The sequence below is a fragment of the Phytobacter diazotrophicus genome (genome assembly GCF_052061655.1).
Taxonomy (GTDB): Bacteria; Pseudomonadota; Gammaproteobacteria; order Enterobacterales; family Enterobacteriaceae; genus Phytobacter; species Phytobacter diazotrophicus.
Window position 1 is genome coordinate 5,649,713 of record NZ_CM125428.1, and the last position, 17,907, is coordinate 5,667,619.

18 protein-coding genes and 1 pseudogene are annotated in these 17,907 nt (G+C 52.5%); 9 read left to right on the forward strand and 10 right to left on the reverse strand.

All coding sequences use genetic code 11. The annotated features are described in order from the left end of the window. Window positions 1–12 precede the first annotated feature (12 nt). The 8 genes and pseudogenes from ACS0RQ_RS27320 (at window position 13) to ACS0RQ_RS27355 (ending at window position 8,964) form a co-directional block, all read left to right on the forward strand. The gene (locus ACS0RQ_RS27320; RefSeq protein WP_499079252.1) at window positions 13–621 is read left to right on the forward strand and encodes a hypothetical protein; all 609 of its coding nucleotides are present in this window, start codon (window positions 13–15) and stop codon (window positions 619–621) included. A 272-nt stretch (window positions 622–893) separates the two neighbouring features. Then, a complete protein-coding gene (pstS, locus tag ACS0RQ_RS27325; protein WP_271849151.1) occupies window positions 894–1,934 on the forward strand; it encodes a phosphate ABC transporter substrate-binding protein PstS in 1,041 nt (346 codons plus the stop codon). Between the two features lie 130 nt (window positions 1,935–2,064). Further along, entirely contained in the window at window positions 2,065–3,024 is a 960-nt protein-coding gene (gene pstC / locus ACS0RQ_RS27330) for a phosphate ABC transporter permease PstC (protein ID WP_193794748.1), read from the forward strand. Further along, entirely contained in the window at window positions 3,024–3,911 is an 888-nt protein-coding gene (gene pstA / locus ACS0RQ_RS27335; protein ID WP_039080013.1) for a phosphate ABC transporter permease PstA, read from the forward strand. The genes pstC and pstA overlap by 1 nt, the downstream gene beginning before the upstream one ends. A 46-nt stretch (window positions 3,912–3,957) precedes the next feature. After that, window positions 3,958–4,731 carry a phosphate ABC transporter ATP-binding protein PstB gene (gene pstB, locus ACS0RQ_RS27340; RefSeq protein ID WP_039080014.1) on the forward strand — a complete coding sequence of 258 codons (774 nt, stop codon included), beginning with the start codon at window positions 3,958–3,960 and terminating at the stop codon, window positions 4,729–4,731. 136 nt (window positions 4,732–4,867) lie between these two features. Then, window positions 4,868–5,593 (forward strand): phosphate signaling complex protein PhoU, encoded by a 726-nt coding sequence (gene phoU / locus ACS0RQ_RS27345; protein ID WP_039080015.1) that lies wholly within the window; start codon window positions 4,868–4,870, stop codon window positions 5,591–5,593. Window positions 5,594–6,201: 608 nt separating this feature from the next. Beyond that, a pseudogene (locus tag ACS0RQ_RS27350) lies at window positions 6,202–7,734 on the forward strand (carbohydrate porin); the annotation flags it as partial. Between the two features lie 51 nt (window positions 7,735–7,785). Further along, window positions 7,786–8,964: an esterase gene (locus ACS0RQ_RS27355; RefSeq protein WP_271849153.1), complete on the forward strand. Its 1,179-nt coding sequence runs from the start codon at window positions 7,786–7,788 to the stop codon at window positions 8,962–8,964. Window positions 8,965–9,002: 38 nt separating this feature from the next. Here ACS0RQ_RS27355 and yieH read toward each other — a convergent pair whose 3' ends face one another. Then, entirely contained in the window at window positions 9,003–9,668 is a 666-nt protein-coding gene (gene yieH / locus ACS0RQ_RS27360; protein ID WP_039080018.1) for a 6-phosphogluconate phosphatase, read from the reverse strand. Window positions 9,669–9,836: 168 nt separating this feature from the next. Between yieH and ACS0RQ_RS27365 the strand changes: the two genes are divergently transcribed. After that, window positions 9,837–11,174, forward strand: coding sequence for an NCS2 family permease (locus tag ACS0RQ_RS27365; protein ID WP_271849154.1), 1,338 nt, complete (start codon window positions 9,837–9,839; stop codon window positions 11,172–11,174). Window positions 11,175–11,227: 53 nt separating this feature from the next. Here the strand turns inward: ACS0RQ_RS27365 and ACS0RQ_RS27370 are convergent, their stop codons facing one another. The 9 genes from ACS0RQ_RS27370 to ACS0RQ_RS27410 form a co-directional block, all read right to left on the reverse strand. Next, a complete protein-coding gene (locus ACS0RQ_RS27370) occupies window positions 11,228–11,794 on the reverse strand; it encodes an NADPH-dependent FMN reductase (RefSeq protein WP_271849155.1) in 567 nt (188 codons plus the stop codon). A 20-nt stretch (window positions 11,795–11,814) separates the two neighbouring features. Beyond that, a complete protein-coding gene (locus ACS0RQ_RS27375; RefSeq protein WP_271849156.1) occupies window positions 11,815–12,561 on the reverse strand; it encodes a 4'-phosphopantetheinyl transferase family protein in 747 nt (248 codons plus the stop codon). Window positions 12,562–12,722: 161 nt separating this feature from the next. After that, window positions 12,723–13,406 (reverse strand): hypothetical protein, encoded by a 684-nt coding sequence (locus ACS0RQ_RS27380; protein WP_271849157.1) that lies wholly within the window; start codon window positions 13,404–13,406, stop codon window positions 12,723–12,725. Beyond that, the gene (gene mnmE / locus ACS0RQ_RS27385; protein WP_271849158.1) at window positions 13,403–14,767 is read right to left on the reverse strand and encodes a tRNA uridine-5-carboxymethylaminomethyl(34) synthesis GTPase MnmE; all 1,365 of its coding nucleotides are present in this window, start codon (window positions 14,765–14,767) and stop codon (window positions 13,403–13,405) included. Before mnmE ends, ACS0RQ_RS27380 begins: the two co-directional genes overlap by 4 nt. 103 nt (window positions 14,768–14,870) lie before the next feature. Next, on the reverse strand, window positions 14,871–16,514 hold the full coding sequence (yidC, locus tag ACS0RQ_RS27390; protein WP_039080024.1) for a membrane protein insertase YidC: 1,644 nt from the start codon (window positions 16,512–16,514) through the stop codon (window positions 14,871–14,873). 2 nt (window positions 16,515–16,516) lie between these two features. Next, window positions 16,517–16,774 carry a membrane protein insertion efficiency factor YidD gene (gene yidD / locus ACS0RQ_RS27395; protein WP_072039764.1) on the reverse strand — a complete coding sequence of 86 codons (258 nt, stop codon included), beginning with the start codon at window positions 16,772–16,774 and terminating at the stop codon, window positions 16,517–16,519. Next, on the reverse strand, window positions 16,738–17,097 hold the full coding sequence (rnpA, locus tag ACS0RQ_RS27400; RefSeq protein WP_071195137.1) for a ribonuclease P protein component: 360 nt from the start codon (window positions 17,095–17,097) through the stop codon (window positions 16,738–16,740). Before rnpA ends, yidD begins: the two co-directional genes overlap by 37 nt. Window positions 17,098–17,112: 15 nt before the next feature. Next, window positions 17,113–17,253, reverse strand: a complete 141-nt coding sequence (gene rpmH, locus ACS0RQ_RS27405) for a 50S ribosomal protein L34 (protein WP_000831330.1) — start codon at window positions 17,251–17,253, stop codon at window positions 17,113–17,115. Between the two features lie 229 nt (window positions 17,254–17,482). Further along, window positions 17,483–17,563 (reverse strand): hypothetical protein, encoded by an 81-nt coding sequence (locus tag ACS0RQ_RS27410; RefSeq protein WP_418904030.1) that lies wholly within the window; start codon window positions 17,561–17,563, stop codon window positions 17,483–17,485. Window positions 17,564–17,907: the final 344 nt, after the last annotated feature.

Sequence of the window (17,907 nt, forward strand, 5' to 3'; positions counted from 1 at the left end):
GCATATAAGGGGTTGCCTGATGGCAGCCTCTTTTTTTTCAGGATGATGATGAATCTGTTGAAATGCATAATCGGGCTTAAATTTTTGGCGCTCATAGACTACTGCGACAAGGTGGAAGCGGGGATATCGGGCCGTAAACTGGCGCAATTAAAAGCGCTGGCGGAGGCCTTTCAGGAAATGCCGAAGGCTTACTACATCCGTGGGACGACATATTTCGGCAGCATATTGGTGCTGTTTTATACGTTGCTGTTGAGCTATGCCGGTCTTGCCATCGCGTTCAGAACCGTTACCGGCGGTTGGGGCGTTATCGCAGGTCTTGTTATCTTCATTCTGCTTGTGGTGGCGTTATCAGGAGCAGAGAAAGGAAGAACATTATCCCTGCGATTATTTTTAGCCGTCTGGTCGGCGTTATGTGTTTGTAATGTACTGGTGGCAGGATGGTTGTTGTTCGCCTCTTTCTCATGGCTAAGTGTCGGGTGTTGGGCCGGGAGTTTACTTCTCTTATGGTTGACACGGCAGGTCATGAACGGGCCAGAACTGACGAAACTAATACAGTGGCGTGCGTCACTCAGAATAGGCAAGTATCGACGTCAGGCATTGACGCAACCCAGGCGAAAATGAATTGATCTAAGGCTACTTTTGTCGCTTTTTGCTGGGACATCTCGTCAGCATCTACTACTTTTTTAGTGTCATAAAACTAAAATCTTACTGACATCTCACTGTCATTAATAACGTTATCTTGCTGATAAATCATACAAGATAGGGTTAATCTACCTGAAAGCTGTCATTGTCATCAAACAGTAACAATCATTGCATATAACTGTCATCAAAGTGTCCTATTTTGCTCGTCGTAGCCACTTAAACAACGATTTACGATCCTTGCAGGAGACATTATGAACGTTATGCGTACCACTGTCGCAACTGTTGTCGCCGCGACCTTTTCACTGAGTGCATTTGCAGTTAACGCCGCTGCAAGCCTGACAGGTGCGGGTGCAACTTTCCCAGCGCCGGTGTATGCCAAATGGGCCGATACTTACCAGAAAGAAACGGGTAATAAGGTTAACTACCAGGGTATCGGTTCTTCTGGTGGCGTAAAACAGATCACTGCAAACACCGTTGACTTCGGTGCTTCTGATGCTCCGCTGGCTGACGATAAACTGGCTCAGGAAGGCCTGTTCCAGTTCCCTACCGTAATCGGTGGTGTTGTCCTGGCTGTTAACCTGGAAGGTTTCAAATCTGGCGAGCTGGTGCTGGATGGCAAAACGCTGGGCGATATCTACCTGGGCAAAATCAAAAAATGGGATGATGCGGCAATTGCTAAGCTGAACCCGGGCAAAAAACTGCCTTCTCAGAATATCGCTGTCGTACGTCGCGCTGATGGTTCTGGTACATCTTTCGTATTTACCAGCTACCTGGCAAAAGTTAACGAAGAGTGGAAATCGTCTGTAGGCGCTGGCTCTACTGTTAACTGGCCGACCGGTCTGGGCGGTAAAGGTAACGACGGTATCGCTGCATTCGTACAGCGTCTGCCGGGCTCCATTGGTTATGTTGAATATGCTTACGCTAAGCAGAATAACCTGACCTACACCAAGCTGCTGTCTGCTGATGGCAAACCGGTTAGCCCGACCGAAGCAAACTTCTCCAATGCGACGAAAAACATCGACTGGAGCAAATCTTTCGCGCAGGACCTGACCAACCAGAAAGGTGCCGATGTGTGGCCGATTACGTCCACCACTTTCATCCTGGTTCACAAAGAGCAGAAAAATCCTGAGCAGGGCGCAGAAGTGCTGAAATTCTTCGACTGGGCATACAAAAACGGTGGCAAACAGGCTAATGAGCTGGACTACGCTACCCTGCCTGAGAGCGTTGTTGCACAGATTCGCGCTGCATGGAAAACCAACGTGAAAGACAGCAGCGGTAAAGCGCTGTACTAATACCCGCCATACTTCGAGCCGTAGCAGTGTTGGTGTTGGCTGCAACTCGAATTAGTTAGGGTATGGCATTACGTTAGCCAGGAAGCACGATAAAATGCGCGCTTCCTGGCCCAAACTTAAAGAGTGATTTATGGCTGCAACCAAGCCGGCTTTTAGCCCCCCGGGTAAAAAAGGTGACATGATTTTCAGCGCGCTGGTAAAACTGGCTGCGCTGATTGTGCTATTGCTGCTCGGCGGCATTATCGTTTCTCTGATTTTCTCCTCCTGGCCGAGTATCCAGAAATTTGGTTTTTCCTTCTTGTGGAACAAAGAGTGGGATGCGCCGAATGAGACCTTTGGTGCTCTGGTTCCGATTTACGGCACGCTGGTAACGTCTTTAATCGCGCTACTGATCGCTGTTCCGGTAAGTTTTGGTATCGCCCTCTTCCTGACGGAGCTGGCGCCTGGCTGGCTGAAACGCCCTCTTGGGATCGCGATTGAACTGCTGGCGGCGATTCCCAGTATCGTTTACGGCATGTGGGGTCTGTTTATTTTCGCTCCGCTGTTTGCCAAATATTTCCAGGAACCGGTCGGCAACGTTATGTCCGCTATCCCGTTTGTTGGCGCCCTCTTCTCTGGCCCGGCATTTGGTATTGGTATCCTGGCTGCGGGGGTTATCCTCGCCATTATGATCATTCCGTACATTGCCGCCGTTATGCGCGATGTATTCGAACAAACCCCGGTGATGATGAAAGAGTCTGCCTACGGCATCGGCTGCACCACCTGGGAAGTTATCTGGCGTATTGTTCTGCCGTTCACAAAAAATGGTGTTATCGGCGGCATTATGTTGGGGTTGGGTCGTGCACTGGGCGAAACCATGGCGGTGACCTTTATCATCGGTAACACCTACCAGCTCGACAGCGCATCACTCTATATGCCGGGTAACAGTATTACCTCCGCGCTGGCGAACGAATTCGCCGAAGCGGAGTCTGGTCTGCACGTTGCGGCCTTGATGGAACTGGGTCTGATCCTCTTCGTCATTACCTTTATTGTGCTGGCGATTTCTAAGTTCATGATCATGCGTCTGGCGAAAAATGAGGGGGCCCGCTAATGGCTACGCTTGAAATGCAAACCACCGCAGAGCTGGCTGAATCCCGTCGCAAGATGCAGGCTAAGCGCCGTACCAAAAACCGTATCGCCCTGACGCTCTCAATGGCGACCATGGCGTTTGGTCTGTTCTGGCTGGTCTGGATCCTCCTGTCGACCATTAGTCGTGGTTTTGATGGGATGTCTCTGGCGCTCTTTACCGAAATGACGCCGCCGCCAAACACGGCGGGTGGTGGGCTGGCGAATGCGCTGGCGGGAAGTGCGCTGCTCATCTTCTGGGCGACCGCTGTTGGTACGCCGCTGGGTATCATGGCCGGGATCTACCTGGCTGAGTACGGGCGTAAATCGATTCTGGCCGAAATTATCCGTTTTATTAACGATATTCTGCTTTCCGCACCGTCTATTGTTGTTGGCCTGTTCGTTTACACCATTGTGGTGGCGCAGATGCAACACTTCTCTGGCTGGGCAGGCGTGATTGCGCTGGCGCTGCTGCAGGTGCCCATCGTGATTCGTACCACAGAGAACATGCTGAAACTGGTACCGGATAGCCTGCGTGAAGCGGCTTATGCGCTGGGGACACCGAAGTGGAAGATGATTTCCGCCATTACCGTGAAAGCTTCTGTCTCCGGGATCATGACCGGCGTGCTGCTGGCGGTTGCGCGTATCGCGGGTGAAACCGCACCGCTGCTGTTTACCGCGCTGTCGAACCAGTTCTGGAGCACGGACATGATGAGGCCGATTGCAAACTTGCCGGTCACCATCTTTAAGTTTGCGATGAGCCCGTTTGCTGAATGGCAGCAACTGGCCTGGGCCGGTGTTCTGATTATCACGCTGTGTGTGCTGCTACTGAACATTCTGGCGCGTGTCATTTTCGCGGCGAAGAAACACTAATTTTTGCGGCGCGGTGAAACGCGGTGCCGAGTGAGGAAAGAGATAAATGAGTATGGTTGATACAACGCCGGGCAAAATTCAGGTTCGCGATTTGAACTTCTATTACGGCAAATTCCATGCCCTGAAAAACATCAGCCTGGACATTGCTAAAAACCAGGTAACGGCGTTTATCGGGCCGTCAGGCTGCGGTAAGTCCACGCTGCTGCGTACATTCAATAAAATGTTTGAACTGTACCCGGAGCAACGCGCAGAAGGTGAAATCCTGCTGGATGGGGATAACATCCTCACCAATACCCAGGATATCGCCCTGCTGCGCGCAAAAGTTGGGATGGTTTTCCAGAAGCCAACGCCGTTCCCGATGTCGATTTATGACAACATCGCCTTCGGTGTGCGTCTGTTTGAAAAGCTGTCTCGTGCCGATATGGACGAACGTGTGCAGTGGGCCTTGACCAAGGCCGCATTATGGAATGAAACCAAGGATAAATTGCACCAGAGCGGGTACTCTCTTTCCGGTGGTCAGCAGCAGCGTCTGTGTATCGCCCGTGGGATTGCGATCCGTCCGGAAGTCTTACTGCTGGACGAACCTTGCTCGGCGCTCGACCCCATTTCGACTGGTCGTATCGAAGAATTGATCACCGAGTTGAAGCAGGATTACACCGTCGTCATCGTTACCCACAACATGCAGCAGGCTGCGCGTTGTTCCGATCACACGGCGTTTATGTATCTCGGCGAATTGATTGAGTTCAGCAACACGGATGATCTGTTCACCAAGCCGAAGAAAAAGCAAACCGAAGATTATATTACTGGCCGCTACGGTTGATTTGCCATACTGCTTTCAGGCTCTAACTGTGTTGGCTGCCTTTGTTCACCCCGGTCGTGCCATATGATGCGCCCCGGGGATTCGCTCAGTTGCCGCCTTGTTATAGCCCAAAAATAGTTGGGCATCAGGAGACACCATGGACAACCTCAATCTTAACAAACATATTTCCGGCCAGTTTAACGCCGAGCTGGAAAGTATCCGCACTCAGGTGATGACCATGGGTGGGATGGTAGAGCAACAACTTTCAGACGCGATCACTGCGATGCATAACCAGGACAGCGAGCTGGCTCAGCGCGTTGTTGAGGGTGATAAGCAGGTGAACATGATGGAAGTCGCTATCGACGAAGCCTGTGTGCGTATTATTGCCAAGCGCCAGCCGACCGCCAGCGACCTGCGTCTGGTGATGGCGATTATCAAAACGATCGCTGAGCTGGAACGTATTGGCGATGTTGCCGATAAAATCTGCCGCACAGCGCTGGAGAAATTCTCCTCGCAGCACCAGCCGCTGCTGGTAAGCCTGGAATCTCTGGGCCGCCATACCGTGCAGATGCTGCACGACGTACTGGATGCTTTCGCGCGTATGGATATTGACGAAGCGGTACGTATCTACCGTGAAGACAAGAAAGTGGATCAGGAATATGAAGGTATCGTGCGCCAACTGATGACCTACATGATGGAAGATCCGCGCACCATTCCAAGCGTGTTAACCGCGCTATTCTGCGCCCGTTCCATTGAGCGTATCGGCGACCGTTGCCAGAATATTTGCGAATACATTTTCTATTTTGTTAAAGGCCAGGATTTCCGTCATGTTGGCGGTGATGAACTGGATAAACTGCTCGCCGGAAAAGACCCGAAAGAGTGATTTCCGCGCTCAGCAAATAAAAACGCCAGCGACATATCTGCTGGCGTTTTTTTGCTGATTTGCAGGAGAGGGTCAGATGCAAGGCACTGTTTATTTATAACCCCCACAAGCCTTCCCATTTCTTTCTCCCGAAAACCCGCCGTTCTGATTCTGGAATAAATTAACGACGTTTCTGTATCAGGCCCGGTACCGGAATCTGGCCCATAAAAATGTACCGCTGCTGAAATGGTGAACTAAAAACCCGTGGTAAATCACAGTTTATTATTTTGCGCATTGCCGGTGGGTTAAAAATCGCTATGTTGTGGGCTGAAACTGGATTGCTACCGCTTTGCGGGCTAAACCTGACATCTCCCTTCTGGAGGTGCCAGGTTTTTTGTTTTTAGGGCTGAGTAAAAAACAGCCAGCCGCAAAGATGTTTCCAGTACAGGATTGTTACTGCTTTCGACAGGCAAAACCTGAACTCACACCCGATTCATCTCGGGTGGGTTCAGGTTTTTTTTTATCCAAAAAATGGTTGGATGGAAACCATGAAAAAAACAATACCCTTAATTCTGGCATCATCATTTTTATACTCAGTTACCCCTGCGATGGCCGCGACCGGAAATATGACCATCGAACAGCGCCTTGCAGCGCTGGAGAAAGATCTCAGCGAAACAAAAAAGGAATTACAGCGCTACAAGGACGAAGAGAAGAATAAGCAGGCGGTTTACTTTGCGCAGACCGCTTCTGCGCCTGCTCCCGCATCTGCGACGGCAAGTACAGCGAAAACGACATCGGCCCCTGCTGCCGTACTGGTGCAGACAGCACCAGCGCCGGGTGCTCAGCCGTCTAAAACTGAAGATGTTTCATCCATGTCGATGAAAGATCTCAGTAAGTTCGTCAAAGACGAAATTGGCTTTAGTTACAACGGTTATTTCCGCTCGGGATGGGCGACCACCACGAACGGATCGCCCAAATCCTGGGCTATCGGCTCGTTGGGGCGTTTTGGCAATGAATACACCAGTTGGTTTGATTTGCAGTTCTCCCAGCGCGTCTATAACGAAAATGGTAAGAGCGCGAAAGCGGTCGTCATGCTCGATGGTAACGTTGGGCAGTCCTATTCTGCTGGCTGGTTTGGCGACAACAGCACCAATGAAAACTACCTGCAGTTCTCTGATATCTACCTGACCACCACCGGTTTCCTGCCGTTCGCCCCGGAAGCGGATATGTGGGTGGGTAAGCACCAGCTTCCCAAATATGAAGTACAGATGCTCGACTGGAAAACGCAGCGTACTGATGCCTCCGGCGGCGTTGGGATTGAAAACATGAAGCTTGGCAGCGGTAAGCTTGATATCGCGCTGCTGCGTGAAGATATTGATCAATACGACCGCTCACTAAGTCACTCACAGAAACTCAACACCAACACCGTTGATGTCCGCTACAAAGCTATTCCGTTGTGGGATAAAGCAGAACTGATGGTCAATGGCCGTTACGCGATGGCGAACTCGACGGATACGCAGAAAGAGAACGTGAACGACAACGGGTATTACAAATGGAAAGATACCTGGATGTTTGGCACGGCGTTAACGCAGAAATTTAAAAACGGCGGTTATAACGAATTTAGTTTCCTGATGGCCAATAACTCACTGGCAAGCAGCTTTGCCCGTTACAGCGGTTCCAGCCCGTACATCGCGTTCAATGGTCGTTACTATGGTGATCACACCAACGGTACGGCGATTCGTCTGGTCTCGCAGGGCGAAACCTATTTGCGTGACGATGTGATCGTGGCCAACGCGCTGGTCTATTCACGAGGCGAAGATGTCTATAGCTATGAGACTGGCGCTCACAGTGACTTCACCAGCTATCGCGCGGTGGTACGTCCGGCGTATATCTGGGACAAATACAACCAGACGGGCGTAGAACTGGCGTATTTCAACCAGCAGAACAAAAATCAATACGGCGCGAAGTTCAAAGAGGCAGGGTATAAAACCACGCTTTACCATACGCTTAAGGTCAACACCAGTATGCTGACATCCCGCCCGGAAATTCGTTTTTATGGTACCTACATCCATGCGCTGGATAACGAACTGGATAATTTCAGCTTCGCTGATGAGAAAAATAACCAGTTTGCCGCAGGCGTTCAGGCTGAGGTCTGGTGGTAATGCCCGCTTAATAACTCTGCATGAACGACAAAAAAATACGAGGGATTTGATATGAAAAGAAACATCGCCTGTCTGACACTCGCCATCACCGCACTGCTTGGCAGCGCGGCGATTCCCGCCATTGCTGCCCCTTTTCCGGCAACCCCGGATTTGTCGGTGCCGGTCAGCCAGTATGTGACCCAGGTGAATGCCGATAAAAGCATTACCTTTCGCCTGTTTGCACCAGCAGCAAAACGGGTGTCGGTGGTTACCGGTTCCACCCCGGACAGCTTTGTCTCCCATGATATGAGCAAAGATGAGAGCGGCGTCTGGTCGTGGAAAAGCGAATCTCTGGCACCGAATCTGTACGAATATTACTTTGATGTGGATGGTTTCCGTTCGGTAGACACGGGAAGCCGTTTTCAGAAACCGCAGCGTCAGGTCAATACCAGCCTGATCCTGGTTCCGGGAAGTATTCTCGACGATCGCGCCGTACCGCATGGCGATCTCTTGACGGTGACTTATCACTCGAAAGCGTTGAGCTCAGAGCGTCGCGTCTATATCTGGACACCGCCAGGCTATAACGGCAAAGGCGAGCCGCTGCCGGTCCTCTATTTCTATCATGGTTTTGGTGATACCGGTCTTTCGGCTATCGATCAGGGGCGCCTGCCGCAGATCATGGACAACCTGCTGGCCGAAGGGAAAATCAAACCGATGCTGGTGGTCGTGCCGGATACGGAAACCGACATCGCGCAGGCGATTGCGGAAAACTATCCGCCGAAAGAGCGTCGCAAAACTTTCTATCCGCTGAATGCTAAAGCGGCCGATCGCGAACTGATGCATGACATCATTCCTATGGTCGATGCGCGGTTTAACGTGCGCAAAGATGCAAGCGGGCGCGCGCTGGCCGGGTTATCGCAGGGCGGTTATCAGGCGCTGGTCTCAGGGATGAACCATCTTGATAGCTTTGGCTGGCTGGCGACCCTGAGTGGCGTAACGACCACAACCGTTCCGGATTCGGGTGTTACCGCTCAGCTTAACAAGCCTCAGGAGATCAACAAGCAACTGCATAACTTCACGGTGGTGGTCGGTGAAAAAGATTCCGTCACGGGCAAAGACATTGCCGGTCTGAAAAGCGATCTTGAGAAGCAAGGCATTAAATTCGACTACAAGATGTACCCGGGCCTGAACCACGAAATGGATGTCTGGCGTCCGGCGTATGCTGAGTTTGTGCAGAAACTGTTTAAGTGATGCATTACGCCTCTCCTGTTAGGGGGAGGCGTTTACCGTTAGCGCGTAATGTTCCAGCCGCGAGCTTTCCACAATGCCGGAAGCTGCGACAACTCTGTGAACGTAGTCACCTGTGGATGGTCGATCGGTTTGTTATGCGGATCGGCACAGAAATAAAAGACTTCCATGCCTGCAGCAATACCCGACTGTGCGCCCGCCACCGAATCATCAATCAGAATGCAGCGTGTTGTATTCACATTCAGCGCTTTTGCCGCATGGAACATCAGTTCCGGGTCGGGCTTCCAGCGTTGAATATCGTAGCCGCTGAACAGCAGATTCGGGAAATGGTGCAGAAGACCAGTTTTGCCAAGTGAATGCTCCATTTTGCTTACCGGGCCGTTAGAGACCACACAGACAGGCACGGTGACTGCATCAAGCAGCTCTTTCGCCCCCGGAATGATTTCCAGCTCGGAATCAAACAGCCGCGCCACTTCGCTGCGAAATACTGGCTCCAGTTTGGTTTTGTCCAGCGTCACGCCGTGTTCTTCGCCTGTCACCTCGATTATCTCGTAGAGTTTCATACCTTTGAAACGTTTGAACACCTCTTCAAGATCGAGCGTGATGCCAAATTCTTTAAACATATGCACATATGCGCGCGAACAGATGACTTCACTGTCTACCAGGGTGCCGTCACAGTCGAAAAATACTGCTTCAATTTGGGACATGCCATTTCCTGTATATTGCAAGTTTATCGTTTACTTAAGGCAGATTACCCCACGCAATCGTTGCCGTATAAGCAAATTCAATGAAAAAAAGTGTGTGATAACCGTCAACATTGTCTCATTTTGGTATAGGATAGCGACGAATTTTCCCTCCTTGTTCGGAAATTGATAATGAGCCAACAACACACTACCCAGGCGTCGAGCCACGGGTTGCTTGAGCGCGTGTTTAAACTGCGTGAACATGGCACGTCGGCACGCACCGAAGTGATCGCCGGTTTCACCACGTTTTTGACGATGGTCTACATCGTTTTTGTTAACCCGCAGATTTTGGGTGTCGCCGGGATGGACACCAGTGCGGTCTTCGTCACCACCTGTCTGATTGCCGCGTTCGGCAGTATCCTGATGGGGCTGTTTGCTAACCTGCCGGTTGCACTGGCACCCGCGATGGGCCTGAACGCCTTCTTCGCGTTTGTGGTGGTGGGCGCGATGGGACTGTCCTGGCAAATTGGGATGGGCGCGATTTTCTGGGGTGCGGTAGGTCTGCTGTTGCTGACTATTTTCCGCGTTCGTTACTGGATGATTGCCAACATTCCGGTGAGCCTGCGTGTGGGCATCACCAGCGGTATTGGTCTGTTTATCGGTATGATGGGCCTGAAAAACGCCGGTGTGATTGTGCCGAACAAAGATACGCTGGTGGCCATTGGTAACCTGACGTCTCACAGCGTCCTGCTGGGTGTTCTGGGCTTCTTTATTATTGCTGTTCTGGCTTCCCGCAATATTCATGCTGCGGTACTGATTTCTATCGTCGTGACCACTCTGCTGGGCTGGATGATGGGCGATGTGCAGTATCACGGGATTATTTCTGCGCCGCCGAGCGTGGCGAGTGTAGTGGGTAATGTTGATCTGGCCGGGTCGTTCAACATTGGCCTGGCAGGCGTTATCTTCTCCTTTATGCTGGTTAACCTCTTTGACTCCTCCGGTACCCTGCTCGGTGTGACCGACAAAGCGGGTCTGGTTGATGAGAACGGTAAATTCCCGCGCATGAAGCAGGCGCTATATGTCGACAGTATCTCTTCCGTGGCGGGTTCGTTCATCGGTACCTCTTCGGTGACCGCCTATATCGAATCCTCATCCGGTGTTTCTGTTGGTGGCCGCACAGGTCTGACTGCTGTTGTCGTCGGCATCCTGTTCCTGTTGGTTATCTTCCTGTCGCCGCTGGCCGGAATGGTTCCTGCTTATGCCGCTGCGGGTGCGCTGATTTATGTTGGCGTTCTGATGACATCCAGCCTTTCTCGCGTGACGTGGGATGATCTGACCGAAGCGGTTCCGGCGTTTATTACTGCCGTTATGATGCCGTTCAGCTTCTCAATTACCGAAGGGATCGCACTGGGCTTTATCTCTTACTGTGTGATGAAGCTGTTCACTGGGCGCCTGCGTGACCTCAGCCCGTGTGTGGTTGTGGTTGCGGTGCTCTTCGTGCTGAAAATCGTCTTTATCGACGCGCATTAATTGCCGTTAAAATGACAAAGCCCGGTAGCGTCTATGCTTACCGGGCATTTTTGTCAGCGTCTTACCCGCTGAATATAGTCGCCAAAGGCCGTCAATTGCCCGGTCAGATGATCGAGCGTGCTTTGATCCACCACTTCTCCCGTCTGCTGATCGACTTTGCTTTGAATCACGCCGCCCATAAATTCTGGCTTGTTCATTACCATGGCATCAAGGAAGACCAGGATTTGCCGCAGGTGATACTGGCAACGCGCGCCGCCAATCGCGCCCATTGAACTGGTCTGGATAAGCACCGGTTTGCCGGACAGCGGCTGTTCAGGAAGACGTGAAAGCCAGTCAATGGCGTTTTTCAGCCCACCGGGTACGGAATAGTTATATTCCGGGGTCACAATGACCACGCCATCCGCTTCGCGAATCTGTTGTGCAATCTCTTCGATACGTGCGGGAAAACCCTCTTCCTGCTGCAAATCGGCGTCATACAACGGAATGTCCCCGATGGACGGCAAAGGTAAGACCTCCATGCCCGCCGGGGCCAGTTTGGGTAACGTCCGCGCAACCATCGCGTTAAACGATCCTTTACGCAAACTACCCAGTAACGTCACAACGTTAAGTGATGCAGACATAATGACTCCTTGCGATCGGGTCAGTTAATAATAAGGGCTTTTTCTGCTGGCAAACTGGTGAAGCGCATCAGGCGGGAGACGGGATCGTTCGCGCGTGTCTGCACGTCTGGCAGAAAGCGCCACCCATTTTTACTATCAAACTCCCAGATCTTGAGGCTCTCGATGGCCGGCGTCACCGCAACCGACCAGATCAAGACATCCTCAGCATCACATAAAACTTCGACCTGAGCCAGTTGGGGAACGCGCAGTCGTCCGGCGCCAGGTAGCAGTTGCAACAGGCCGGGGGAATCCTGCATTTGATTGAGAAGCTTAAGCACGCTTTGTCTCAGGGTTGAGAGCTGCGCCTGTGCTTCGTTGGGATCGTTCTGGTTGTTGATCCAGAGCTGTTCGTTGCTGCTGAACTGCCAGGATTTTTGTGCATGGGGGCTGTGAAAACTGCGGGTGGCGCGCTGTAACTCCATGTCCAGACCACACTCGCCTTCGGTAGTGATCGCCACGCCAACCATATTTCCAGCGTATGCCAGGGAGAAATGTGGCAGGCCAGGATCGGAAAATTTCGGGCGTCCGCTGGATTCAATTATGATGTCCGGGAGTTCGCTGATGCCATAAAGCATAAACATCATTTCGGCGAGCAGTGCCCGTGAAGCCAGATAGCGCGACTGCTGGTGTTCAGGAAGTTGCCGGGCGCTGTTATGACAGGCCTGGGAGAGCCGCGTTGAAACTAAACATCCCTCTGAGAGGATCCCTCGTGCAAAATGCGTTGCCATTTTCCCTCCGTGATAATGGTCTGATGCAGGAAACGATAATCAACATTATCGCGCATACCGCATAGGTTTTAATGCGGAAAAACGCCGCTGAAAAGGCCAATCTGGCCACATTTACAATAAATTTAGTCAATATGTGCCCATCTACATATTTCCTGCACAATTCATTCAATCGGCAACACGCGTGTCCAGTTGTAATTCACCTGAGCCAGTTTCAGAGTCCCTTCTACGCTGCCGTAGCGTTGCTGGCGATTTGCGAGGAAAAAGTGCCGTAATGATGGGGGCAGGTATTGTGCCTGATAACGTAATAGCGTTGTGTGCCAGAATGGCGGTGGTAGTGGGGTATGCGCATGGCGGTCAATCAGATGATTGCGCCAGGGAGAGGCCAGTAGCGCGTCGCAAAATTGCTGGCGTGCCTGTTGGCTTTTTTCATCAGGAATACCTGCCAGTAAAATCTGACCCGGTAGCGCAACCAGCCGCAGTTCATTTATGCGAACGGTATGTTGCCGCCAGCGCTGCCAGAGCGTCAGTAAAGAGGCCATATTCTCAGGCGGCTCTGCGGCGTTATAAAGCGGCAGAGTGATCGGGAGAAAGGTAAAGTGCAGGCCGTCGGCGGGCATCACATCGGCCAGCGTATCGTCGCTCACCCGTATCGCAAGCTGCTGGCGCAGCGAGGCGACGGCAGTGGGAAGAGGTGGCTGAATCCCGCTCGCCAGCGCCAATTTGTGCGGGTCGTAATAAGCATGTTGCATTATCTCGCCGCAAACAGGCGCCTTCTGCCAGGCGACCAGCGTGCGTTCACTGGTCGCTTCGTAGAGGGCGGACAGGGCATCGGTCGTCTGGCTCATTTACCGATACAGAAGCTGGAGAAAATACGGCCCAGCAGATCGTCGGAGGTAAACTCACCGGTGATCTCACTCAATGCCTGCTGTGCCAGTCTCAGCTCTTCTGCCAGCAGTTCACCTGCCCAGGCACCCAGTAGCTGCGCTTTACCCTGTTCAAGGTGACTGGCGGCGTTGGAGAGCGCCTGCAGATGGCGACGACGTGCCAGGAAGCCGCCTTCCATATTGGTATCAAAGCCCATGCTCTGCTTGAGATGGTTACGCAACTCATCCACGCCTTCGCCAGTACGTGCCGACAGACGGATAAGTGAGTGACCATTTACATCGCTGATGCCTGGCGTTTCACCGGTCACATCCGCTTTGTTACGCACCACGGTAATGGGCAATTTGGCGGGCAGACGTGCAATAAAGTCCGGCCAGATATCCGCTGGGTCAACGGCGCTGGTGGTAGTGCCATCTACCATAAACAGTACGCGGTCTGCCTGTTCAATCTCCTGCCAGGCACGTTCAATGCCGATACGCTCGACTTCGTCACTGGCATCACGCAGCCCGGCGGTGTCGATGATATGCAGCGGCATGCCATCGATGTGGATATGCTCGCGCAGCACGTCGCGGGTGGTTCCGGCGATATCGGTCACGATCGCCGCCTCACGACCTGCCAGTGCGTTCAGCAGGCTCGATTTCCCGGCGTTTGGACGGCCAGCAATCACTACCTTCATCCCTTCGCGCAGCAGGCTGCCCTGACGCGCTTCGGCGCGCACGGCATCCAGATCGCCCATCACGCTGTTAAGCTGAGCTTCAATTTTGCCGTCAGACAGGAAGTCGATTTCCTCATCCGGGAAATCAATGGCCGCTTCCACGTAGATACGCAGGTGAGTGAGTGCTTCCACAAGGTGATTAATGCGTGCGGAAAACGCCCCCTGCAGCGAGTTCAGCGCCGAGCGTGCCGCCTGTTCTGAACTGGCGTCAATCAGATCGGCAATGGCTTCCGCCTGGGCTAAATCGAGCTTGTCATTAAGGAATGCTCGTTCGGAGAACTCTCCCGGTTTCGCAATGCGTACGCCCGGAAGTGTCAGAATACGTTTGAGCAGCAGATCGAGGATCACCGGGCCGCCGTGGCCCTGCAGTTCCAGCACGTCCTCGCCAGTAAATGAATTCGGGCCCGGAAACCACAGCGCAATGCCCTGATCTAACGCGGTGCCGTCGGCATCCCTAAACGGCAGATAGTCGGCGTAGCGCGGTTTTGGCAGCTTACCCAGCACGGCTTGCGCAACATCACGCGCGTTGAGGCCGGAAATACGCAGGATACCAACGCCACCGCGTCCCGGTGGGGTAGCCTGGGCGACGATCGTGTCGTTATGGCTCATGATATGTCTCATTGAATCCCAATAAAAAGGGCGGTCATGAGACCGCCCTGTCATTACTATTCTGATTACCGGGTGGCGCTACGCTTACCCGGCCTACACCGAATCAGGAGCTTTTCTTCTCGCGGCTATGCAGGCCACGTTTCTCCAGACCACGGTAAATCAGCTGCTGCTGAATAATGGTCACCAGGTTGCTGACGATATAGTACAGCACCAGACCTGACGGGAACCACAGGAAGAACACCGTGAAGATGACCGGCATAAAGGTCATAATCTTCTGCTGCATCGGGTCGGCCACGGTGGTCGGAGACATCTTCTGAATGAAGAACATCGTCACGCCCATCAGGATCGGCAGGATGTAGTACGGGTCTTGTGCAGACAGGTCATGGATCCACAGGGCAAACGGCGCATGGCGCAATTCAACGGAACCCATCAGCATGTAGTACAGCGCAAGGAAGATTGGCATCTGGATAACCAGCGGGAAGCAACCACCCAGCGGGTTAACTTTCTCTGCTTTGTACAGCGCCATCATTTCCTGGCTCTGACGCTGCTTGTCATCGCCCAGACGCTCACGCATTGCCGCAATCTTCGGCTGCAGCATACGCATTTTCGCCATGGAGGTGTACTGCGCTTTAGTCAGCGGGTACATGATGCCACGAACGATAAAGGTAATTGCGATGATGGAGAAGCCCCAGTTACCCAGGAAGCTGTGGATCCATTTCAGCAGTTTGAACAGCGGCTGAGAGATAAACCACAGCCAGCCGTAATCCACGGTCAGATCCAGGTGCGGCGCAACGGCAGCCATTTTATCCTGGATTTCCGGGCCGACCCACAGGGTGCTGCCCAGCGTACTGGTTTGACCCGGCTGAACCAGAACCGGTTCAGATTTATAACCGATAGCGGCAATACCGTTGCCCAGGTTCGCCGTGTAGAAGTTATTGGTGCCTTCGTTACGCGGAACCCATGCGGTAGCGAAATACTGCTGCAGCATGGAGACCCAACCGCCTTTTGCGCTGACGTTCAGGTTTTCGTTATCGGCGATGGTGTCAAATTTGTATTTTTCATACTTCGCGTCCGGCGTGGAGTACGCAGCGCCACGGAAAGTATGCAATGCAAAGTTGCTGCTGCCGGTGTCGCGGTGCGACGGCAGATTGATGGACTGTTTCAACTGACCGAAGGTAGCCACTTCCAGCGGTTTCTCGCCGGCGTTCTGCACGTTGTAACCTACGTTCACCGCATATTCACCGCGTTTCAGGGTGAAGGTTTTGGTGAAGGTGTTACCAGCGGCATCGGTATAGGTCAGCGGAATGGCCAGTTCGTTCTGGCCATCAGCCAGCACAAACGCATCTTTTTCGCTGTTGTACAGAGGACGTGGGCCGTTCGCCGGATTATCCGGGCCGTCGCGACCGGTCAGACCGCTCTGCGCCTGATAGATAAACTGCGGGGTCGTTTCCAGTAACTGGAACGGCTCGCTGGAACCCAGCTCTTTCGGATAACCCAAAAGCTGTGCCTGCTCGACATCACCACCACGGGTGTTGATAGTCAATTCCAGCACGTCGGTTTTAACCGTAATCAGTTTCCCCTGGCCACTGGCTGGTACGCCCTGGTCGGCTGCGCTACCCGCTGCGGTGGTCGTAGTCTGCGTGGTCTGCTGCTGAGGCTGAGGATTTTTATCCTGCTCCCAGGCTTGCCAGATCATGAAAGACACGAACAACAAAGCGATGACAAAAAGATTGCGTTGCGAATCCATCGTTAGTGTTCTCTGGTATTAAAGGGTCCTGGCGGGACGGGGTCGTCTCCACCCGGGTGTAAAGGGTGGCATTTTAATACGCGTTTCACTGTCAACCAACTGCCTTTTATCACTCCAAACCTGCGCAATGCCTCAATTCCATAGCGAGAGCATGACGGGTTGAAACGGCAACGCGGCCCGAGTAGCGGACTAATCAGGATTTGATAGACCCGAATCAGGCCTATCAGGAGCCGAGTGCCAGGCGACAATGGCGGCGCCATAATTTTTCCAACGCTTCCGAAAGAGCACGGTTATCGAGGTCAGCAACCCCCTTTTTCGCCACTACCACGAAATCCATTGCGGGAAGTTCATGCTGACGCAAACGAAAACTTTCACGCGTCAGACGTTTAATCCGATTGCGTTCATGTGCGCGTTTGACGTTTTTCTTAGCGACGGTAAGACCGATACGGGGATGCCCCAGCGAATTCAGGCGGCCGAGGATGGTGATTTGCGGCGTGCCAGCCCGTTGTGGCTGCTGGAAGACGAAAGTGAAATGACTGGGAGTTAACAAACGTAACTCCCTGGGAAATGCGAGCTTAACCACTCAGGGTTAGCTTTATTACTTGGAAACGGTCAGACGTGCGCGGCCTTTAGCGCGACGACGAGCCAGAACCTGGCGACCATTTTTAGTAGCCATACGAGCACGGAAGCCGTGAGAACGGTTGCGCTTCAGTACGGACGGTTGAAAAGTGCGTTTCATGGCGATTTCTACCTAAACTTGAATAAATTCAATGGCTTTTTTGGATACCCGAACGAATATCGTACGACGGACGCCGAAGCCATGGGTGATTAAAGAGGCCGGATTGTAATAATTGTACACTCCGGAGTCAATTCTCTTTCCTTATAACACGCTTATTTTTGCACAGTTTCGCGTAAAAAATAAGCAGTGCTCGACGACTAAAAACGAGCAAAGCACGCCGGGTGGTGGATTATACGGCCTGGCGGGCAAAGCGCAAGGATCCGCCTGGATCTTCATTAGATCGATTAAGCAGGAAATTGGCATTACTCATTAAATTTTCCAATATGCGGCCTAAATCGTCCCGCACTGCACCTGGGATCGATTACACTTACCCGATTCCGAATCCCCCTGTGGATAAATCGTGAAGAATCTGTGATAAACAGAAGATCTCTGACGCAGTTTAGGCTATGATCCGCGGTCCCGATCGCGATCCGTGGATCATGAACAGGGCAAAGTACACTTTCCTCAACGGTGCAATGATGCAGCCAGAAGGAAGCGTGTAAAACCGCAGATAGCGGTTCGCACGTCACCCTCGTTGGGTCTGATCGACGTGTGTCAACAATCATTAATGTTTCTGCCTTTTATTTATCGATTTTTGTTCGAGTGGAGTCCGCC